Origin of the sequence: Butyrivibrio sp. X503 (assembly GCF_003625475.1) — a bacterium.
Lineage (GTDB): Bacteria > Bacillota > Clostridia > Lachnospirales > Lachnospiraceae > Butyrivibrio.
Genome location: NZ_RAIQ01000003.1, coordinates 37,762 through 56,505, shown reverse-complemented (window position 1 = coordinate 56,505; position 18,744 = coordinate 37,762). Strand labels below are relative to the sequence as shown.

At 43.4% G+C, this 18,744-nt stretch carries 16 protein-coding genes; 13 read left to right on the top strand and 3 right to left on the bottom strand.

What is annotated here, in order from left to right; translation table 11 throughout:
* The first annotated feature begins 333 nt into the window (after positions 1-333).
* Together rho and D6853_RS05660 are read left to right on the top strand one after the other, a co-directional pair.
* Entirely contained in the window at positions 334-1,869 is a 1,536-nt protein-coding gene (rho, locus tag D6853_RS05670) for a transcription termination factor Rho (RefSeq protein WP_120657075.1), read from the top strand.
* A gap of 544 nt (positions 1,870-2,413) precedes the next feature.
* Positions 2,414-3,202: a hypothetical protein gene (locus D6853_RS05660; RefSeq protein ID WP_120657073.1), complete on the top strand. Its 789-nt coding sequence runs from the start codon at positions 2,414-2,416 to the stop codon at positions 3,200-3,202.
* Between the two features lie 52 nt (positions 3,203-3,254).
* Here D6853_RS05660 and D6853_RS05655 read toward each other — a convergent pair whose 3' ends face one another.
* Positions 3,255-3,959: a YggS family pyridoxal phosphate-dependent enzyme gene (locus D6853_RS05655; protein WP_120657072.1), complete on the bottom strand. Its 705-nt coding sequence runs from the start codon at positions 3,957-3,959 to the stop codon at positions 3,255-3,257.
* Between the two features lie 90 nt (positions 3,960-4,049).
* Between D6853_RS05655 and D6853_RS05650 the strand changes: the two genes are divergently transcribed.
* The 7 genes from D6853_RS05650 (at position 4,050) to D6853_RS05620 (ending at position 12,714) form a co-directional block, all read left to right on the top strand.
* Positions 4,050-4,940, top strand: a complete 891-nt coding sequence (locus D6853_RS05650) for a PilZ domain-containing protein (RefSeq protein WP_120657071.1) — start codon at positions 4,050-4,052, stop codon at positions 4,938-4,940.
* A gap of 167 nt (positions 4,941-5,107) precedes the next feature.
* Positions 5,108-5,380, top strand: a complete 273-nt coding sequence (locus tag D6853_RS05645; protein ID WP_120657070.1) for a hypothetical protein — start codon at positions 5,108-5,110, stop codon at positions 5,378-5,380.
* A gap of 116 nt (positions 5,381-5,496) precedes the next feature.
* The gene (locus tag D6853_RS05640) at positions 5,497-6,639 is read left to right on the top strand and encodes a GGDEF domain-containing protein (protein ID WP_158588675.1); all 1,143 of its coding nucleotides are present in this window, start codon (positions 5,497-5,499) and stop codon (positions 6,637-6,639) included.
* A 242-nt stretch (positions 6,640-6,881) separates the two neighbouring features.
* Positions 6,882-9,494, top strand: coding sequence for a right-handed parallel beta-helix repeat-containing protein (locus tag D6853_RS05635; RefSeq protein ID WP_120657068.1), 2,613 nt, complete (start codon positions 6,882-6,884; stop codon positions 9,492-9,494).
* A 28-nt stretch (positions 9,495-9,522) separates the two neighbouring features.
* Positions 9,523-10,788 (top strand): hypothetical protein, encoded by a 1,266-nt coding sequence (locus D6853_RS05630; RefSeq protein ID WP_120657067.1) that lies wholly within the window; start codon positions 9,523-9,525, stop codon positions 10,786-10,788.
* Between the two features lie 32 nt (positions 10,789-10,820).
* Positions 10,821-11,486, top strand: a complete 666-nt coding sequence (locus D6853_RS05625; RefSeq protein WP_092244869.1) for a DUF6320 domain-containing protein — start codon at positions 10,821-10,823, stop codon at positions 11,484-11,486.
* Positions 11,487-11,526: 40 nt separating this feature from the next.
* Entirely contained in the window at positions 11,527-12,714 is a 1,188-nt protein-coding gene (locus D6853_RS05620; protein WP_120657066.1) for a pectin acetylesterase-family hydrolase, read from the top strand.
* Between the two features lie 32 nt (positions 12,715-12,746).
* On the opposite strand, the gene D6853_RS15270 is transcribed toward D6853_RS05620, so the two are convergent.
* Positions 12,747-12,917: a hypothetical protein gene (locus D6853_RS15270; RefSeq protein ID WP_158588674.1), complete on the bottom strand. Its 171-nt coding sequence runs from the start codon at positions 12,915-12,917 to the stop codon at positions 12,747-12,749.
* 124 nt (positions 12,918-13,041) lie between these two features.
* On the opposite strand from D6853_RS15270, the gene D6853_RS05615 reads away from it, so the two are divergent.
* The 4 genes from D6853_RS05615 (at position 13,042) to D6853_RS05600 (ending at position 16,517) form a co-directional block, all read left to right on the top strand.
* Positions 13,042-14,154, top strand: coding sequence for a hypothetical protein (locus D6853_RS05615; RefSeq protein WP_120657065.1), 1,113 nt, complete (start codon positions 13,042-13,044; stop codon positions 14,152-14,154).
* A gap of 85 nt (positions 14,155-14,239) precedes the next feature.
* Entirely contained in the window at positions 14,240-14,716 is a 477-nt protein-coding gene (locus tag D6853_RS05610) for a DUF2975 domain-containing protein (RefSeq protein WP_120657064.1), read from the top strand.
* Positions 14,717-14,731: 15 nt separating this feature from the next.
* Positions 14,732-14,956 (top strand): helix-turn-helix domain-containing protein, encoded by a 225-nt coding sequence (locus D6853_RS05605; RefSeq protein ID WP_120657063.1) that lies wholly within the window; start codon positions 14,732-14,734, stop codon positions 14,954-14,956.
* The gene (locus tag D6853_RS05600) at positions 14,946-16,517 is read left to right on the top strand and encodes a DUF4153 domain-containing protein (RefSeq protein WP_120657062.1); all 1,572 of its coding nucleotides are present in this window, start codon (positions 14,946-14,948) and stop codon (positions 16,515-16,517) included. Before D6853_RS05605 ends, D6853_RS05600 begins: the two co-directional genes overlap by 11 nt.
* Positions 16,518-16,582: 65 nt before the next feature.
* Here the strand turns inward: D6853_RS05600 and D6853_RS05595 are convergent, their stop codons facing one another.
* The gene (locus tag D6853_RS05595) at positions 16,583-18,736 is read right to left on the bottom strand and encodes a clostripain-related cysteine peptidase (RefSeq protein WP_158588673.1); all 2,154 of its coding nucleotides are present in this window, start codon (positions 18,734-18,736) and stop codon (positions 16,583-16,585) included.
* Positions 18,737-18,744: the final 8 nt, after the last annotated feature.

Sequence of the window (18,744 nt, the reverse complement as noted above, 5' to 3'; positions counted from 1 at the left end):
AGCAAGTGAAGCGCGCCCCGTAAAGCGCAGAGGACGATTACGGGTGATTTGCGGGAAAGCGCTCGGAGAGCGGTAGCGGAATGCAAATTGTGAACAAAAGTCTCTAAAATTCAAGATTTGAATTTATGAATCTCGATTTTTTACAGGAAAATGCTGGTTTTTTCTGTGATTAATGTTGATTTTATCGTAAAAATGGTGTATTGTACTCTCAGTAAGTAAATTAGGATTTGTTCTTTAAACAAACGCGTATTTCACGCAGTCGTTTGCTGATTCCATTGATTATAATTAGAAGTTGCTTATATAAATGCGCTTATGGCGCGGAATGGAGAGAACTTGAGAGAAAAATACGAAACACTGAAACTGAACGATTTAAGAGACATTGCAAAGAAAAGAGGAATCAAGGGCGTAGCGGGACTTAAAAAGTCTGAGATCATTGATCTTATGTGCGAGCTTGATGAAAAGGAGGCTGCCGAGAAAGCCAAGGAGCAGAGCAACGCAGCTGAAGAGAAGAAGGCATCTGCAAAGCCTTCCAAAAAGAAGATTGTGGTTACTACCGCAAACAGCGAATCCACTGATTCTTCCGATAAGCAGGATGGAGCTTCATCCAGAGGTGATGCATCAGATAACGCAGGCCGCAGAGCAGATAAGTCCGAAGGCCGCAGATCAGACAAGGCTGATGCAGCTCATAAAACTGATAAGCAGGATGGCGCACATTCACAGGATGAGCCCGAGGTTGAGATTGAAGAGGGCGACAGCGCTAACGGAATCCTTGAAGTTATGCAGGACGGATACGGATTCATCAGATGCGAGAATTATCTTCCCGGCGAGAACGATGTTTATGTTGCTCCCAGCCTTATCAGAAGATTTAATTTAAAGACCGGTGATATCCTTTCGGGTACATGCAGACCCAAGAAAGAGACAGATAAATTTGCAGCGCTTTCAAGACTTGATACTGTTAACGGTTACAAGCCCGAGGTTGCTATGGGAAGATGGAACTTTGAGAACATGACTCCTATTTTCCCTAATTCCAAGATCAGACTTGAGACTCCGAACGCATCTGTTGCTATGAGGATCATGGATCTTATCAGCCCCATCGGTAAGGGACAGAGAGGTATGATCGTATCTCCTCCCAAGGCAGGTAAGACAACACTTCTTAAGGAAGTTGCCAAGTCAATCCTTATGAACAGCCCCGAGATTCATCTCATCATCCTTCTTATCGATGAGAGACCTGAGGAAGTTACGGATATCAAGGAGTCAATTGAAGGGCCTAACGCAGAAGTTATCTACTCAACTTTCGATGAGCTTCCCGAGCATCACAAGAGAGTTGCAGAGATGGTTATGGAAAGAGCAAAGAGACTTGTAGAGCACGGCAAGGATGTAGTTATCCTTCTTGACTCTATCACAAGACTTACTAGAGCTTATAACATCGTTGTTCCTCCTTCAGGAAGAACACTTTCCGGTGGTCTTGATCCCGCAGCTCTTCATATGCCCAAGAGGTTCTTCGGTGCAGCGAGAAATATGAGAGAGGGCGGAAGCCTTACAATTCTTGCTACAGCACTTATAGAGACAGGTTCCAAGATGGACGATGTTATCTACGAGGAATTCAAGGGAACAGGTAACATGGAAATGGTTCTCGACAGAAAGCTTCAGGAAAAGAGAATCTTCCCTGCTATCAATATTCCCAAGTCCAGTACAAGAAGAGAAGATCTCCTTCTTACAAACGAAGAGCTCGTTGCAATCAACAGCTTGAGAAAGGGATTCAACGGAATGAAGGCCGACGATGCGGTTGACCAGTGTATCAACCTCTTTTCAAAGACAAGAAACAACGTCGAGTTCGTAAGAATGGTAGAGAAGCAGATCCGATTCTGATTCAAGTTTAATAGTCTATTGCATTGGGCTGACTAATCATAAGTCAGCCCAATGAATTCTTTAAAAAAGCGCTAAGCTTTTTACCTATTAGCAGCAGTCAACTTCTTGCTGCAATTCAATTCTAATGAATAAAAAAATAGTTTTGATGCTTCTGGTTTTGAAGTTTTTATTGTCATGCACTGTCTAACTCCATGCCTCTAATCAAGAAAAGCCAAAAAGAGGCATGTAAAAAGAAGCAAATCCACATGCCTCTAATCAAGAAAAGCCAAAAAGAGGCATGTAAAAAGAAGCAAATCCACATGCCTCTAATCAAGCAAAGCCAAAAAGAGGCATGTAAAAAGAAGCAAATCCACATGCCTCTAATCAAGCAAAGCCGAAAAGAGGCATGTTAAAAGAAGCAAATCCACATGCCTCTAATCAAGAAAACGCGAAAAGAGGCATGCTGGAAGCATAAAACAAGCAAAAAAAACAAGCATAAAAAATACAGGCATAAAAAATACAAATATAAAAAACACAAATCACGATGTACAAAGGAGAAAAGAATATGTATGGTTTAGGGGAAATGCTCAGAAAAGAGAAGGAGAGATTGCAGGCTATAAAGCAGATTGTGGACAAGCGCCTTGAAGGTGCGCCGGAAGGGTATTTAAGGATATCGACTTCCAGGAAGCACGTTCACTACATGCACTGCACGGAGAATAAAACAGGAAGCTATATCAAAAAAGATGATATGGGAATAATTTGGGGGCTTGCGCAGAAGACATACGATGCTAGGGTGAAAAAGCTGGTAGACAGAAGGGTCAGGCAGCTTGATAAAATTGCGGAAGAATACAGGGATAATGAGATCGAGGAGATTTACGAAAGGCTTCATCCAATAAGAAAAAAGATAGTAAAAGCGGCTGTGGTGCCATGGGAGCAGCGCCTAAAGGAGTGGAAGAGCAAAGCCTACATAGGAAAAGAATTTGATGAAAAAACGCCGATCATCTACTCAAAGAAAGGGGAGCGTGTCCGCTCAAAGTCGGAGAAAATACTTGCTGATTATTTCTATGACAACGGAATTGAATATAAGTATGAGTGCCCGATAAATCTGAGGGGTTATGGTGTTGTCTATCCTGATTTCACATTTCTTAGAAAGAGAGATGGAAAAGAGATTTACTGGGAGCACGATGGAAGAATGGATGATCCGAAATATGCGGAGAAGGCGATCCGCAAGATCAACTCTTATATGCTAAATAAGATATTTCCGGGAGATAATCTGATACTGACATTTGAGTCTTCCAATGTCGTACTGAATGACAAGATAATAAAAGTACTTGCGACCAAGCATGGCTTATGAAAGCCGCAACCACGGCAGCTTCAGCTGCCGTGGTAAGTAGTCATTTAGCAGATCAAGGATTTTCCTTCTTACTATAGTCTCTTTCTCCGAAGATTCCGGTTCCGACTCTTACAAAGGTTGCGCCTTCTTCGATGGCTACTTCGTAGTCACCGGTCATTCCCATTGAAAGAGTGTCCATCTTTACATTAGGGATGTTCAGCTCATTCACTTTATCTTTTAACTCGCGAAGCCCCTTAAAATATACTCGGTTGGATTCCGGATCTTCCGTGTAGGGAGCGATAGTCATAAATCCGCGGATGTTGAGGTGCGGAAGTGTGCTTATCTCTTTTACAAAATCAATTGCCTCGTCGGGGGAAAGTCCGAACTTGGTATCCTCGTGAGCCATGTTTACTTCGACGAGAACGTCCATTACAAGGTCGTGTTTGGCTGCCTGTTTTTCAATCTCATCTGCGAGCTTCTTGTTATCGACTGAGTGGATCATGCAGGCAACACCGGGAAGGTATTTAACCTTATTGGCCTGAAGATGGCCTATCATGTGCCATGAAAGAGGCTCTGTGATCTCAGCCGTTTTATCTCGTATTTCCTGAACTTTATTTTCACCGAATACCGTTATGCCGCATGCCATGGCTTCTCTGAGGTCGCTGACGGGCTTGGTCTTGCTGACTGCGATAAGAGTAACTTCACTTCTGTCTCTGCCGGCTCTTTTGCAGGCCTCGGCGATTCTATTTTCAACGTATTCAAGGTTTTCTTTTATCATGTCTTGCTCCTCCGGACGTACTTCTTCCTTTTTTTCTTTCAATAGTATATCATGATATAGAAAGTATGCTACACATGGGGATAGTTTTTTATGAATGTAAGTGAAATTGCAAACGGCTCGGAAGTCAAGATACATGCATCTGTCGGCGGTCATGGAATTGTGCTCATGACGGAGGCGATTTTTGGATGCTCGGCCGGACTTTTGGTCAAGCCGATGGAATACTTCGGTAAATATATGAGATTCCTTGAGCCCTCCAATATTCAGATCAGGAACAAAAGAGACGGAAGAGTATACAAGTTCGTTTCTACGACGGTTACGCCCGTTAGGACTAGATACGGTAATTTCCATCTTATAAGATGCCTTTCCGAGCTTGAGCCCGATAATTTGAGGCGCGCGGAGAGATTCTTTATCGATAAGCTGGGAATCATGTCTATTAACGGCGATAATATAAACCTCAAGAACTGCACGGTTCACGATATTTCCATGAGAGGAATATCGCTTGTTCTCGACAAAGGCACAGTATGCAACGAGGGCGACCGTATAGATGTCAGATTCAGGTACGGATCATCGCTTCATAACTATGAGCTTAGCACCGTTGTGGTCAGAAACTTCAATATAGGCAAGAAGAAGGCCATTGGATGCAGCATTTCGGAGATCAATGTCGATCTGATCGGCTTCCTTGCTTCCATGAAGAACGAGAAGCATCCCAATCTCGATGAGATACCCGAGACCAATCTTAATCCTAAGCTTACTCAGAAAGAGCAGATAAAAGAGGTTGAAGAGGATATTGCGAAGAATCTTTTCCCTGAAAAGAGAGATACCATTACCATTACTTCGAGAAATCCTTACGATCCCGATACACTGCCTCACATTTCAAGAGATCAGGTTCCGGAAAAGACGCTCAGACAGAAGAAAAAAGAGAAGAGAGAGTCCGAACAGGCGCGTGAAATCGAGAATCTTTTGGATCTCAGAAATATCTGACGGGCAAAAGAATGAACTTGGAATTAGGGAAATATTAAATAAATATAAACGAATTTACACTCAAAAATCCAGATAGTATAATTATTTTATACTACCTGGTTTTTATTTTTAGAGAGTTTTTTTGGCAATTTTCACTTGATCGTATCAAGGAAGAGGGGATAGCGAACATGATGAAGACGGTACCTTTATCAAAGACTTTATCAATAGATCAGCTGAATCATTTGATAGATACGGGACACGTTTATGTTACTCCCCTGGGGCTAAACAGGACCGCGTACATTGTCGTAAATCACAAGCCTTTTATGGTTATCACGACCGATATTTCAATAAACGGTATTCAGCTTAGCGGCGCGTGGTATACATGGGAGGATATCGAGGCTATGGGAGGTGTGTACGATTCCGAATTCGACGCACTGAAGGCAATAGCTAACGGAGTCTAGAAATAATATCATCAGGCTAAAATTAATTTGGCTATGAAATGAGATTTCGTGATAAAATATTTATTACAATGAGCGGCTCCAAAGGCTGCTCATTGAATGTTCGGAGGTCTGATAGCTTGGGTTACGTCTTCTACTATGTTGAGGCACAATTGGCCTGTATTTTCCTTCTTGGCCTGCTTCTTTTTAAGATAAACAAAGGTATCAACAAACAGCTCTCACAGATCTATTTGGGGAACCTTATCATAACTCTTATCATATATTCCGCAGCCGAGATTTTCTGGGCGCTGGTGGACGGCGGATGTCTTGGAAATTCCATGACGCTCGTGTATCTGTCCAATATCTTCACCTACATTTTGCTCAGTATTGCGGCGTATATCTGGTTTATCCTTTCAGAGATCATGCAAAAAGAAAAATATATCGAGAACGACCTCAACAGGGTACTGCTCAGTATCCCTATTTGGATTGCTGCATTTTTGTGCATTACGGCCTACAGAACCGGGCTTGTTTACTATGTTGATGAGAATAATATTCTTAGAGGCGGAAGGCTCTATTTTATCCTTGTACTCGTGCCGTTCGGATATATGATCGCGGCATCGGTCAATGCGCTCAGAAGAGCTTTTAGCAGGAATATGTATACGGATAAGTATATCTATATCATGATCGGTATTTTCCCGACAGCGCCCATCGTGCTTGGCGTTTTGCAGGCTATGTACTGGAGAGTTCCTTTCCTGTGCTACGGAGCGCTCGCGGCGGTGTTCTATCTGTACAGTACCTATATGGACAATATGATATCCATCGATCCGCTCACTCAGCTCAACAACAAGAATCAGATGTATAAATATCTTTCGCAAAAGATGCATGTGGAGAACCCACTTCTTCCGCTGTTTCTCTTAATTGTTGATGTTGATAATTTTAAGACTATAAATGATAACTACGGTTACGGCGAGGGTGACAAGATTCTTGTAAGAATAGCAGGTGCGATCAAGGATGCCTGCCAGGGTCCCAGAAACAGATTCTTTATTTCAAGATACGGCGGGGATGAGTTTGTTATCGTAGCCGAGATGGCTTACAGAGCTGAGGCAAGCTGGCTCGCCGATCAGATCAAGAGTAATGTCAAAAGACTTGAAGAAAGTATCGGCACTCCTTATGAAGTGTCGGTAAGTGTCGGCATCGCTCAGTATGATTTTGAACAGCCGATATCGATCCAGTCCTTCATTGCGAGGGCCGATTCGGATCGTTATAAACATAAAAAAGTATGATGCGTCACTTTTTATGTCAAAATAGTTTTGTTATGAAGTTAATTAAAAGTCCTGCGAGTATGAAGCCCGCAAGGATTGCTATCGCGTAAATATATTTCATACGTGCCATATGCATCACCTCTTCGTGTCTGCTGTTATTTGCGCACATAGGCGCAGAAAGAATGCAGAACAGCTCTTTGTTCCGTGGTATAATTATAAAGTGAGATTAGGAAAAGGTCAAAAGAGTTTTTTGGAGGCGAAATATGCAGATTTACGTGGCAGACAGCGTATCTAGGAGCGGAGACGGTTCCATCGATCATCCTTTTAAGACTGTTTCCGAAGCGGCTTTGGTCGCAAAAGAAGGTGACGTGGTGCTTATAGCACCCGGAATATATAGGGAATGGGTTAAGCCCGCAAATCCGGGTACCAAGGATAAGCCCATTACCTACAAGGCAGCATCCAAGGGCGATGTTGTTATCACAGGAGCTGAGATCCTAAGTGATTGGGAAGCTTTTGAGAATGTATGGCGTGTTCGTATACCGAACAGCTTTTTTGGAGAGTACAATCCGTATACGGACGTTGTTCGCGGCGACTGGTTCATCGGTAGCAGCGAGGAGACGCCTCATACGGGCGAAATATATCTAAACGGAAGATCGATGCTGGAAGTATTTGATCTTCATTCTTGCATGCATCCTACGGAAGATAAGAGATCGTGGGAGCCTGCGTCAACTACTCTTGTGTGGTTTACCGCGCAGGAGGACGACTGCACGATAATCTATGCCAATTTCGGAGGACTTGACCCCAATAGGGAAAACGTTGAGCTCTCTGTCAGAAAGGCATGCTTTTTCCCTGCAAAAATAGGTGTTAATTACATAACCGTATCGGGCCTTTCGTTCAGACAGGCTGCGACGCAGTGGGCTCCTCCCACGGCTTTTCAGGAAGGTATGGTGGGACCCAACTGGTCTAAGGGCTGGATCATAGAAGACTGCGAGATCTCGGAGTCCAAGTGCAGCGGAATAAGTCTGGGCAAATATTTTCAGGCAGGCAGCGATAACAAGTGGACGAGTTTTTGGTTAAAAGACGGCACGCAGACCCAGAGGGATGCCGTATGCCGTGCGGTCAACGAGGGCTGGGATAAAAGAAATGTCGGCTCGCATATCATCAGACGCTGCGATATCCACGACTGCGGACAGACAGGTATCGTAGGGCACATGGGCGGCGCCTTCAGTATTATCGAAGACAATCACATTCATCATATAAATAACAGACATAACCTTAGAGGTGCGGAGATAGGCGGTATCAAGCTTCACGCCGCTATCGACACGCAGATAAGACGCAATCACATCGATCACTGCACAAGAGGAATATGGCTTGATTGGGAAGCTCAGGGTACAAGAGTTAATCTTAACTTTATGCATGACAACGTACCTCCAAAGGGCACGGTTATTCAGGATGATCTGTCACTCGGAGAAGACATCTTTATAGAGGTTTCTCACGGACCGACGCTTATAGATCACAATCTTTTATTGTCTGATATTGCAGCAAGGATCAGTACTCAGGGCATTGCCTTTGTTCATAATCTTATAGCAGGCTCTTTTACCTATGTGGGACAGGGTACGGGCAATCTCAGCAGCAGATTCGCGTCCGACAGATATACGCCTTATCATGTGCCGCATTCGACTAAGATTGCGGGATTTATGACGATCCTGCACGGTGATGCAAGGTTCTATAACAATATCTTTATCCAGAAGCCGGTCAGAGAAGATCTGCTACAGTACTGCGTGGCTAACAATAAAGATACAATGGATCTTAATAACTTTATCTGCGGAACGGCTCCTTATAACGGTTTCCCTTCGCCTTCCGAGTATTTTGCAAAGTTCAAGGGAAATGCGCTGGCCTTGTACGGAAACAATGATGTTTATTACGATCATCTTCCCGTTTATCTTGGCGGTAATGCGTATTTTAACGGGGCGCGTCCGTGCGATAATGAAGGCTATTGCCATGTAGATAAGGATCACAAGATCACGCTGAATATCGATGAGACCGACGGCAGATACACGATCCACACCAATCTGTATGAGTTTTTGCCGCGCGGCTTTACGATACCTGTAAATACAAGCACTTTGGGAACTGCGTTTGAACCGGAGCAGAGATTCGAAAATCCTGACGGAAGCGATATTTCTTTTGACACGGATTATTTCGGACGTAAAAGAGGAAGATTCCCCGTTTCGGGACCTTTCGAAGAGTGCGGAAGCGACAGATTCACGGTGCAGACTCCTTATGATTATTCGAACAGGATAAGCCATAAGGAGAACGGTCGGATAGAAGACAAGGTCGCAACGGGGCAGGTGATCTTCGGAGTGGACAACGAAGAAGTGCTTCATGAGATCAACGCCAACATTTTGATCACAGGTTGTACGAACGTCGGTATCAATTTTCCTTTCGAGGGAGGCCTTTTCAAGGTGAGCGATATGTTCGTTAAGGGAAATGAGGTCTGGCTCTATGACGACGCGGAAGAAAAGCTGGTGGAGCTTGACTGTGAGTACGGCATATATCACAATATCAAGAAGTGGTCCATAGGCGCGCTTCAGTCCATAGATGCAAGTGTTGATGCCAACGCAGAAGGACTGGTGAGGACAGCGGGCACATTATTGTGTATACTAAGTAAGAGTATGCCTCATGATCCGAGTGACACTTGTGGTACAATACAAGATAAGGTGAACGCCGGCATCACGCCCAAGGGCATTGAGATGAGGTTTAACCCCAAACATCTAAAATTTATTAAGGAAAAGAAATTTATTACTTTGGAAGATGTCATCTACAGAGTGAGCCGCGGTGACATGGAGATAGTTACCGAGAGGCTTGAACATCTTTAAAGTAAAAGATTAAGGTAATAAAGAAGTTATGGATAGAAGTGCCAATTGGTATAAGCTTGACAACGCGGCCAAGATAGTCCCTTCGACCGCAAGAGGAGCCAATACAAGAGTATTCAGAATTACATGTGAACTTAAGGAGGAGATTGATAAAGCAACGCTGCAGAGCGCGCTGGATGAGACGATCGAAGAGTTTCCGTTTTTTAACTGCGTGCTTCACAGAGGACTTTTCTGGTACTACCTTGAGGACAGCAATTTAAGAGCAGTGGTGGAAAAGGAGAATTCTCCCGCATGCCTTCCGCTTTATATTCCGGGACACAAGAATCTTCTCTACAGAGTCAATTATTTTGAGAAAAGGATCAATCTTGAGATGTTCCACGTTCTGGCTGACGGAACCGGAGCATTCATGTTTTTCAAAAATCTTATCACGAGATACATTCAGCTTAAGCACAATCTTGATGTAGACATCAACCCTTCCGACGATTTCTCTTTGGAGGAAAAAAACGGAGATGCTTTCAAGGATTTCTACAGCAAGCAAAAAGGGCTTAAGCAGCTTCGCGAGATGTCTTCCGTAAGAGCGTATCAGCTGAGCGGAGAGATCGACGACAACCTCCTTCCGCATCTTTTGGAAGGTACGATATCCGCGAGCAAATTCCTGGACGTTGCGCATAAGTACAACACTACGGTTGGAGTTATGTGTGTTGCGGTTTATATCAAGGCAGTGCTGCAGGGAATGAGTCTTTTCCAGCGTAAAAGACATGTCGTTGTAAGCGTTCCCGTTAACCTTCGCCAGTTCTTTAAGAGCGGAACCGCCCGCAATTTCTTCGGAATCATCAACATTGATTTTGCTCCGGGAGAAAACAGCGGTGAACTCGAAGACATAATCGCTTTTGTCGATAAGAGTTTCAAAGAAAAGCTAAGCTCAGAGAACATTGAAAAGACGATGAATTCTTATGCGGCGCTTGAACACAACGTAGGTATCAAGATCATTCCGCTTCCTATCAAGGATATGGGAATCGGCTTTTTTGATAAGAATGCCAAGAAGGGCGTAACGAGTTCGATGTCGAACCTCGGTCAGATCAAGATGCCCGAAGAGGTTGAGGATTACATCGACAGATTCAGCGCATTCATGACAGCCGCATCCCAGCAGATAACGGTCTGCTCATATAAGGATAAGATGGTTTTCGGCGAGGTTTCGCCTTATAAGACACACAAGGTCATGCTCAATTTCTTTAGGTGCCTTACAGGTATGGGACTTGAGGTTGAGCTTGGAAGTAATGATTACGATCAGGAGTGATCTAAAGATTTAACAGGGAGTAACACAGACAGATGCAGATTTGTCCTAAATGTAAGATAAATATCAGAGGTAAAAAAGAGTGCTGCCCGCTTTGCCAGGGACAGCTTAAAACTGTAGAGGGAGACAATAATCCGGCGTTTCCGACACTGAAAAGAAAGGTGATGAGCCATATCACTTTTCTTAAGATATGTACATTTCTTTTTGCCACGGTCGAGATCGTGTTTGCGACTATCGACATCATGACCGGAAGACAGTATTCATTCTTTGGCCCGTTGATGCTCGGTTTCCTTGCGGGATGGGTCACTATACTTACAACCGTATATCTTAGAAACAATATCCTAAAGATAATAACGTGGGAAGTTATAGTTGCGATCGTCGTTGATATCTATATTGATTTCAAGACGGGATTCCACGGCTGGAGCGTTGAGTGGATGGTTCCGATGACGCTTATCGGACTTGCCATCGTGACTATTATTACGGCCGTTTCGCTTAAACTAAGGCTTGATGAGTATATTTACTATATCATCTTTGATTTTGCGATGACACTTGGTCAGATCTATTTCATCAAAAAAGGCTACAACAAGCTTCCGTGGCCCGTAGGGATCAGCATTATGTGCTATCTTATTCTTATTGTGGGAGTCGTTATCTTTAGATTCAGAGACCTGAAGCAGGCTTCGGAGAAGATGTTCAACATGTAATAAGCAGTGTTTTTTGCTGTGCTACAGACTTGAGGGGAAAATGGACAAAAGAAATCGCTTAGTAAGGAAAAATCTTAAACATGGTGTTGCTTTTGCGACGAAGTTCGGGGATTTTATAGAAGACAAGGTTACAAAAGTACTGGAAAACCATGATCAGCTTGTAAATGAACTTCCGGAAGATCCGGAAAAAGACGAGTGGTACAGAGTTTCATTGGATAAAGGAATATCGGGAGACGGCTCGGAATATTATATTTATGTCAAAATAGGCGATCCCGACAAGCTCTGCATTTTCTTTTCGGGCGGCGGAATGGCGTGGAATCAGTACACCGCGGCACATCCCGTGACAGTGGGAAAAGCGGTTGCCTGGGAGCCTAACTTTTATTGGAACAATCTAAGACCTTTTACCCAGATTTATAATATAAACGTAGGTATAACGGATATCGATTCTTCAAGGAATCCTTTTAAGGACTGGAGCTTTGTTGTTGTGACTTATGCAACGGGAGATCTTCACGTCGGAAACAGTGATTATACTTATAAGACCGATGAAGGCGGAGAGGACGTTCTTCATTTCCACGGATATGTCAACTTCCTTGAGAGTATGAAGGTTTCGAAGCGTCTTTTTCCCAATCCCAAGAAGATGCTTATCGCCGGCAATTCCGCCGGTGCTTTTGCCGTACCTGCGCTTGCGGGCGAGATCGCGGATGACTGGTATCCGAAGACAAGGAATATAACTCTTTTTTCCGACAGCGGGATGGTTCTTTACAAGAAGTGGAAGAAGACCGCCAAGACTATCTGGCAGAGCAAGGAAGATATCTGGAAGCCGATAGAGTCGGATAATATCACGCTTGACTGGTACAGGAATCTTTATGAGAAATACGGGGACAGGTTCAGGTATCTGTATTCGAGCTCTGAGAGAGATTACTTGCTCAGTGCCTATTACAATGAGATAGCAAATAAGAAGTACAAGACCGATAAAAAGGTTCAGGAAGTGTATAAAAAACAGCTCACGGAAATGATCGGTGAGCTGAAGAAAATAACGCCTTCATTTGGCATCTACGTCGATGATTTCAAGCTGCCGTTCATAACAATGGGGGGAACGGTTCACACGAGCGTAAGAGAATTACACTTCGCCGTGTTCGCTATGGATGGAATAACCATGGCCAAGTGGCTCGGCGATGCTGTAGATGGCAAAGTATATGATGTAGGTATGAGATTACTGAAGGATTGACCTTAGCAGATCATCAGTCATGAAAACAATGATCAGTCAACAAAGCATTCCTCGATCTGCGCTTCGTACTCGGCGCGCTGATCCTCGGGAATGTCGTATTCATCAAGTGCTTCGGATACTGACCAGTGTTCGTTGATCATTGAGCGAAGAATGCTGCGAATTATATGGGAATCAAGAGCTTCCATGGTTGCAACACTGTTCATTTTCATACCTCCATAAATAACAAAAAATACTTCTCTAACTACAATATATTGTAGCTCAAATTTTTTTAGATACAAGTATTGACATTAAATTTTTTTCGTAAATTTTCGTTCCGGGGGGAAATTCATGCTTGTTATAGTTATTACGATAGTTTTATCTATCATAGGGCTTCTTTTATCACTGGTATTTGTTGGAATAATACCGTCTTTTATCGCTCTTATTCTCAGTATTTATTGCTTTATTCAAAAGAAATCGATAACGCGCGCAAGGGCAATCACAATGTCCGTTGTGGGTGTTATAGTGCCGATCATTATGTATCTAAATTCATATGGCTTATCGCTTCCGTATCCAAGGACCGACGGGCTTTCCGTTGTGGGCGGAATTATCTACGACAACTATTCAAATATGGGCTTTGATATGGAGTGGCTTAAGAATGGCTTAGGCAAGGGAAATTCAGAGCTTGCGATGGTGGAAGAGGAGCTTTCGGATACGGCTTCGGGAGAGGCTTCATCTGAAGATATATATTATGTCAGCGACGGCGTTGTGACGGATTCGCTGGACGAATATGATTACGGAATCTTTGAAAAGCTCGAAGACGAGACGGAGAAATATGACAAGAAGCCTATCAGTGACAAGGTCGGCGCATCCGACGACGATATGCCATCCTATGGAGGTCTTCCTGTCGGAACGCTCATAATAGCGCAGTATTTTAGGGAGGATGTGCACAACTGTAATCCGGTTCTTGTCCTTCAGAATAAGACGGGAAAGAAGTGCAGATATGAGGCGCGTTTCATAGCAAGAGATGAAGACGGAGAGCAGCTTGCCGAATCGGACAGATGCGTTGAAGTCGTTGATAATGACGGGAAATTTGTCTTGGAAGGCCGTTTTGATAAGAACGAGCTTGGCGGAAATATTCCTGCAATGTACGAGTTCTCGGTTACCAAGAGAGAGCCGTATGAGAAGAATATGGCAGACGATGTTGTTGTATATGCCAAAGAAAACGGAAACTCAGTAGTTCTTGCGGCCGAGAATCTAAGCGATAAAAAGGTAAAGGTAGATGCCTTCGTACTCTTTTTTGACAAGGAGGAACTCGTTGACTGTATCTGGCTTATTCCGCACAATGATGGCGAAGTCTGCGTTACACCGGGAAGTGTCGCGAGTATAAGCGGCGATGCATATTACAGATTTGATAGGATAGAAACATATTACACAGCGTATGAGGCTGTTGGAGAACAATAAATATTTATCGTAAATCAATAAAAATATATTGCAAAACAAAAATGAGTGTGCTATAAAGAAGATATACAAGTACTTGGAGGAAAACATGGATAACAGATTGAATTGTTTCGTTAAAGCCATTTTGGATTTTTGCTTTTACGTTGGACTTGTGATCGAGGTCTCAGTTCCGTTCACGCTTAAGTATGCGATCATAAAATCGAGAGAGCTTATGGGCGAGAGCATGGGACAGTACCCGATTAACGAATATTACTGGTACGCTGTCGTTTCAATCATGATGGCAGGAGTCGCAGCACTTCTGATACTTTTTGAGCTTCGTAAGATGATGAAGACGGTGATCGAGGATAACTGCTTCGTTGAAGCCAACGTAAAGAGCCTTTATCGTATGGGAACCTACGCTTTTATAATTACCGGTGTTAAGCTTCTTAGATGCTTTGTTTATTTCACACCGGGAGCGGTGGTGATCGCCGCCGTATTCTTTTTTGCCGGACTGCTTAGTAAAGTTCTGGCCAGGGTTTTTGACAGGGCTGTGAGCTACAAGCTGGAAAATGATCTGACAATTTAACGGGTGGGTGAAGATATGATAGTAATAAATTTAGATGTAATGATGGCGAAGCGGAAGATGGGACTGACCGAGCTCGCGGGCAAGGTCGGGATCACACTGGCCAATCTGTCTATCCTTAAAAACAACAAAGCCAAAGCCGTCAGGCTCGAGACACTCGACGCGATATGCAAGGCTTTGGGCTGTCAACCGGGGGACATCCTCGAATTTGTTGACGGCGAGGAGGAAGGAAATGGAAGTTAATAACAATCAGATGCCGCAGTATAACAAAGCACAGGGAATTGCGGTGCCACAGAGTACACCGGTAAATCAGGCGGCAACTATAACGCCGATCAAAGTTGGCAATTCTGAGAATTACAAGAAATACAGTTTACTTGCGCTCATATTCGGCATAGCATACTCGTTCTGTCTGTTTCACAATCATTCGAGTATCACGCATCCGATCTTTATGGTCGCAGCGCTTATTATTCTTAAGTTAATGAGGGCAAAAGAGGGTTTGTCACTGATCGCGGATTGCAACGGTAAGAAGAGTCTCGGAATCTTTTACGTAGTTTCTTTGATGCTTCTTTCGATTCACAGATGCATGACAACGAGTATGGCGCTTGATTTTTTTGAGAGGACTGCGATAGTTCTTTTGCTCCTAAGTTATATTGTTTATCTCTATGTGGATACGACCGGATTTGACATCGGTGAGTGGTTTGCGGTAATCTTCGGAACGCTTATCAAACCTTTTGAGCACATAGCAAGACCTGTCAGAGATCACAGAGCATATAAGAAGGAAAGCGGAAAAGAGGTTAACGCCGAGAAAAAGAAAACTATCGTTGCGGTACTTATCGGAATAGGAATTGCTTTATTTTTATTACTTATCATCTTGCCGCTTCTTGCATCGGCGGATGCAGTGTTTGAGAATATTCTTTCAAATATCAAATTCGATATTGATGACAAAGTTGTTTATGCGATCAAGATGGTGCTAACCGCGATCATCGTTTTCTGGGCATCGTATACGATCATCACTTCGCTTGCTGCAAAAGAGGTGAAGATAAAGCTAATGGGAGAGGGCACAACCAATCCTGTTATCGCGATCACTTTTACAAGTATTATCGGTGCGGTTTACGTTCTTTTCTGCGCAATCCAGTTTATATATCTGTTTAGCGGAAACGTAGCGCTTCCGAAGAACTATACTTATGCTGAGTACGCACATGAGGGATTTTACCAGCTTTTGGCGGTTTGTATCCTGAACCTTGTCATGGTATCGATATGCCGGGCGTTTTTCAAAGAGTCCAAGGTTTTGAAGGCTCTTTTGACTATAATTGCAGTGTGCACGTATATCATGATCGCATCGTCAGCTATGAGGATGATACTGTATATCGGTGCATATCACCTGACGTTTCTTAGATTGTTTGTGCTGTGGTTCCTTGTGGTGCTGAGCTTATGGCTTGCATTTCTTATCGCGAGCTTGTATATCAAGAAGTTTCCTGTATTCAGAGCGAGCATGGTTGTTATCACGGTATTGTTCATTGCTTTTATCTACAGTAATCCGGATTACCAAATCGCCAAGTATGATATTGCCGCTGCGGCAGCAGGAGATGAGGACGATTGGGAATCGGTAGAGTACTATATTACGAATAACCTGTCGTATGATGCGATTCCGGCGTATGTGGACAATGAAGAACTTTTAAATGAATTTGAGGGCAGGTATATGTGGATAAATAATACTGTCGACGAGGAAAGATACACCGGCTTTAGAAAGTTTAATTTTTCATATAATTATGCCAAGAACTATGTGCATGTAGAATATGAATAAAGCAAAAAAGAGCTGACGATTGAATAACATTCGTCAGCTCTTTCTTTTTTGTTTCTGTATCTGTTTTAACGGAAAAATGTATTTCCGTTTTCATCAACATCGAATACAGCCACACTGGTTGTACGGTAATCTCCGTATACATCGTATATATTATATGACGCGTAGTACTCGCCTTCTTCCAGAAGATCGTATACGATTTCCAATTCGCCTGAAACAGTGTATTCATTACCTGTTACATATAATTCCGTGTCCTCTGTTGATTCTGATGATTTGTAGGCAGGAACAATAACATCACCGTCTTGAAGCTCAGCGCTGGCTCTTGAAGCGGCACCGCTTTCATCGATTCCGTCCCACACACCTTCGATTTTTACTGATCCGTCTGCATGATTGTATCTAATACGCAGATTGGTTTTTTGGTCGTTAAGGTATATAGGGGATGAAAAGATGATTGAATCTTCCGTATCGTCTATAGCATATGTTGCAAGATTCTGCCCGTCGGGGAGTGAAAACCAGTATCCGTTAAGAGTATCGGAGACAACTCCCGTATCCCAGTCGACATTGTAATCTCTGACTTCTCCGAGCTCAACAAGATCATCACTATTCTCCAAATATTCATAAACGACAAAACCTATAGAGGATACGAAGTCATGTCCTCTTTTTCCCAATGTAAAGCCAAAGCTGTTGTTTTCAACTTTAGGTTCTTTTGCATAATCAATATAAGAACTTTCGCCGGTAGGTGTATTGTCGGCGAGATAGTTCCAGTGGGTGTCGTTGTTTACTCCGTATGTCCAAAGTCCGCTTTCATCAAAAAGGTCTTCCTGATCATAATCGGTAACTTCTGTAAGGGCACCGACTCCGCATTCACAGTTCCTGTCAATAAAGGCAAGATAGTAGGGATTTACGCACACCATACTAAAGTTTTCAAGATCAACGGTTCCGGGAACCATCAGCGGATAGAATATGGATATTCCGGATGCCTTTGGGTGCATATCTGAGGTTACGGAATAAACAATTGCATCGGACAGGATGTTTCTGGTTTCCGTGGCGGTGTCCGTATAGATGGAAAAAGCATCCAAGACACCTCCAAGATCGACCATATTGGTGTATCCCTCCATATCGTTGTTTCCGCCGTAATCATCAGCCCATAGGATTCCACATGTAGTGTTGGCGATATCCGCGGGGTCTGTTACCGATTCAAATATATCTCTTGAAGTAGAGTTAAAACTTTTTACAAGATCGTCCATTTTGGAAAGGTCGATCATTGATATGGTTGCAGTATTTCCGTTAGGTTCCTCTTGGCAGGCAGCAAGGTAGCCGTCGCATATAAGCTTACCGAGTTCTACCATGTCGGTATCTGCATTATCACTAAGATAATTACCTAGCTGGACATAATTCCATCCGCCTCCGGGTTCGGTTTCTTCAGAAGCGAACATATAATCTGCATAAGTAGCAAAGATATTGGCGTTTTCGATACCTGCCATCAAACAGGCATCAAAGCCCACGAAATCAAATTTCCTGCCTAACTGAGCAAAGCATGGGTAGAAGGCCTGATTAAGTTCGGAAAGAGTTAATGAATCTTTATCTTTTGTTGTTTCATCAAAACAAACACCACTGACACTTCCGCCGCCGTGATTCCAAAGCACAACGCCCATGTGCTCCGAAGCATAATTGGCTGTTCCCCATGTAAGGAAATCTTCAAGTGTCGTGGCCTTTCCCATTCCGTCAAGGGGCTGTGAATCTACTTCCATTAATCCATCAGAAGTTACCAAAAAGCGCTGGAGCTTATCGGGAACAACAATATCGCTGTCCCATTCCTTGGTTCCACCTGTTTCTACTACAAAGCGGACTGAATCACCTGTGACTCCGTCAACCATTTCCTGAAGATCTGCTGATGCAAGACCACAATCCGATTCAAGGTCACTGCCGCACAGGTATACAAAGATAGTCCAGATATCCTCGTCGCCTGTGACGTAGCCGCCTGTTGATACGGGACGATTTATATTAAGCTCGCCGTTTGAGCGGTCAACGGTCATTTCAAGCTTACCGTTACCTTCAATTACAATTTCAGCGTTTGCCTTATTGGCTGTAGAATCGTCTGAATCCGTGGTTTCACTTCCCCCTAATACCCAGATCAGAAAGATGATGATAAGCGCCCACATAACGGCCGCAAATATCAGCCATTGTTTTATTCCCCAGGCTTTTTTTACTCCTTTTTCCATAACAAAGT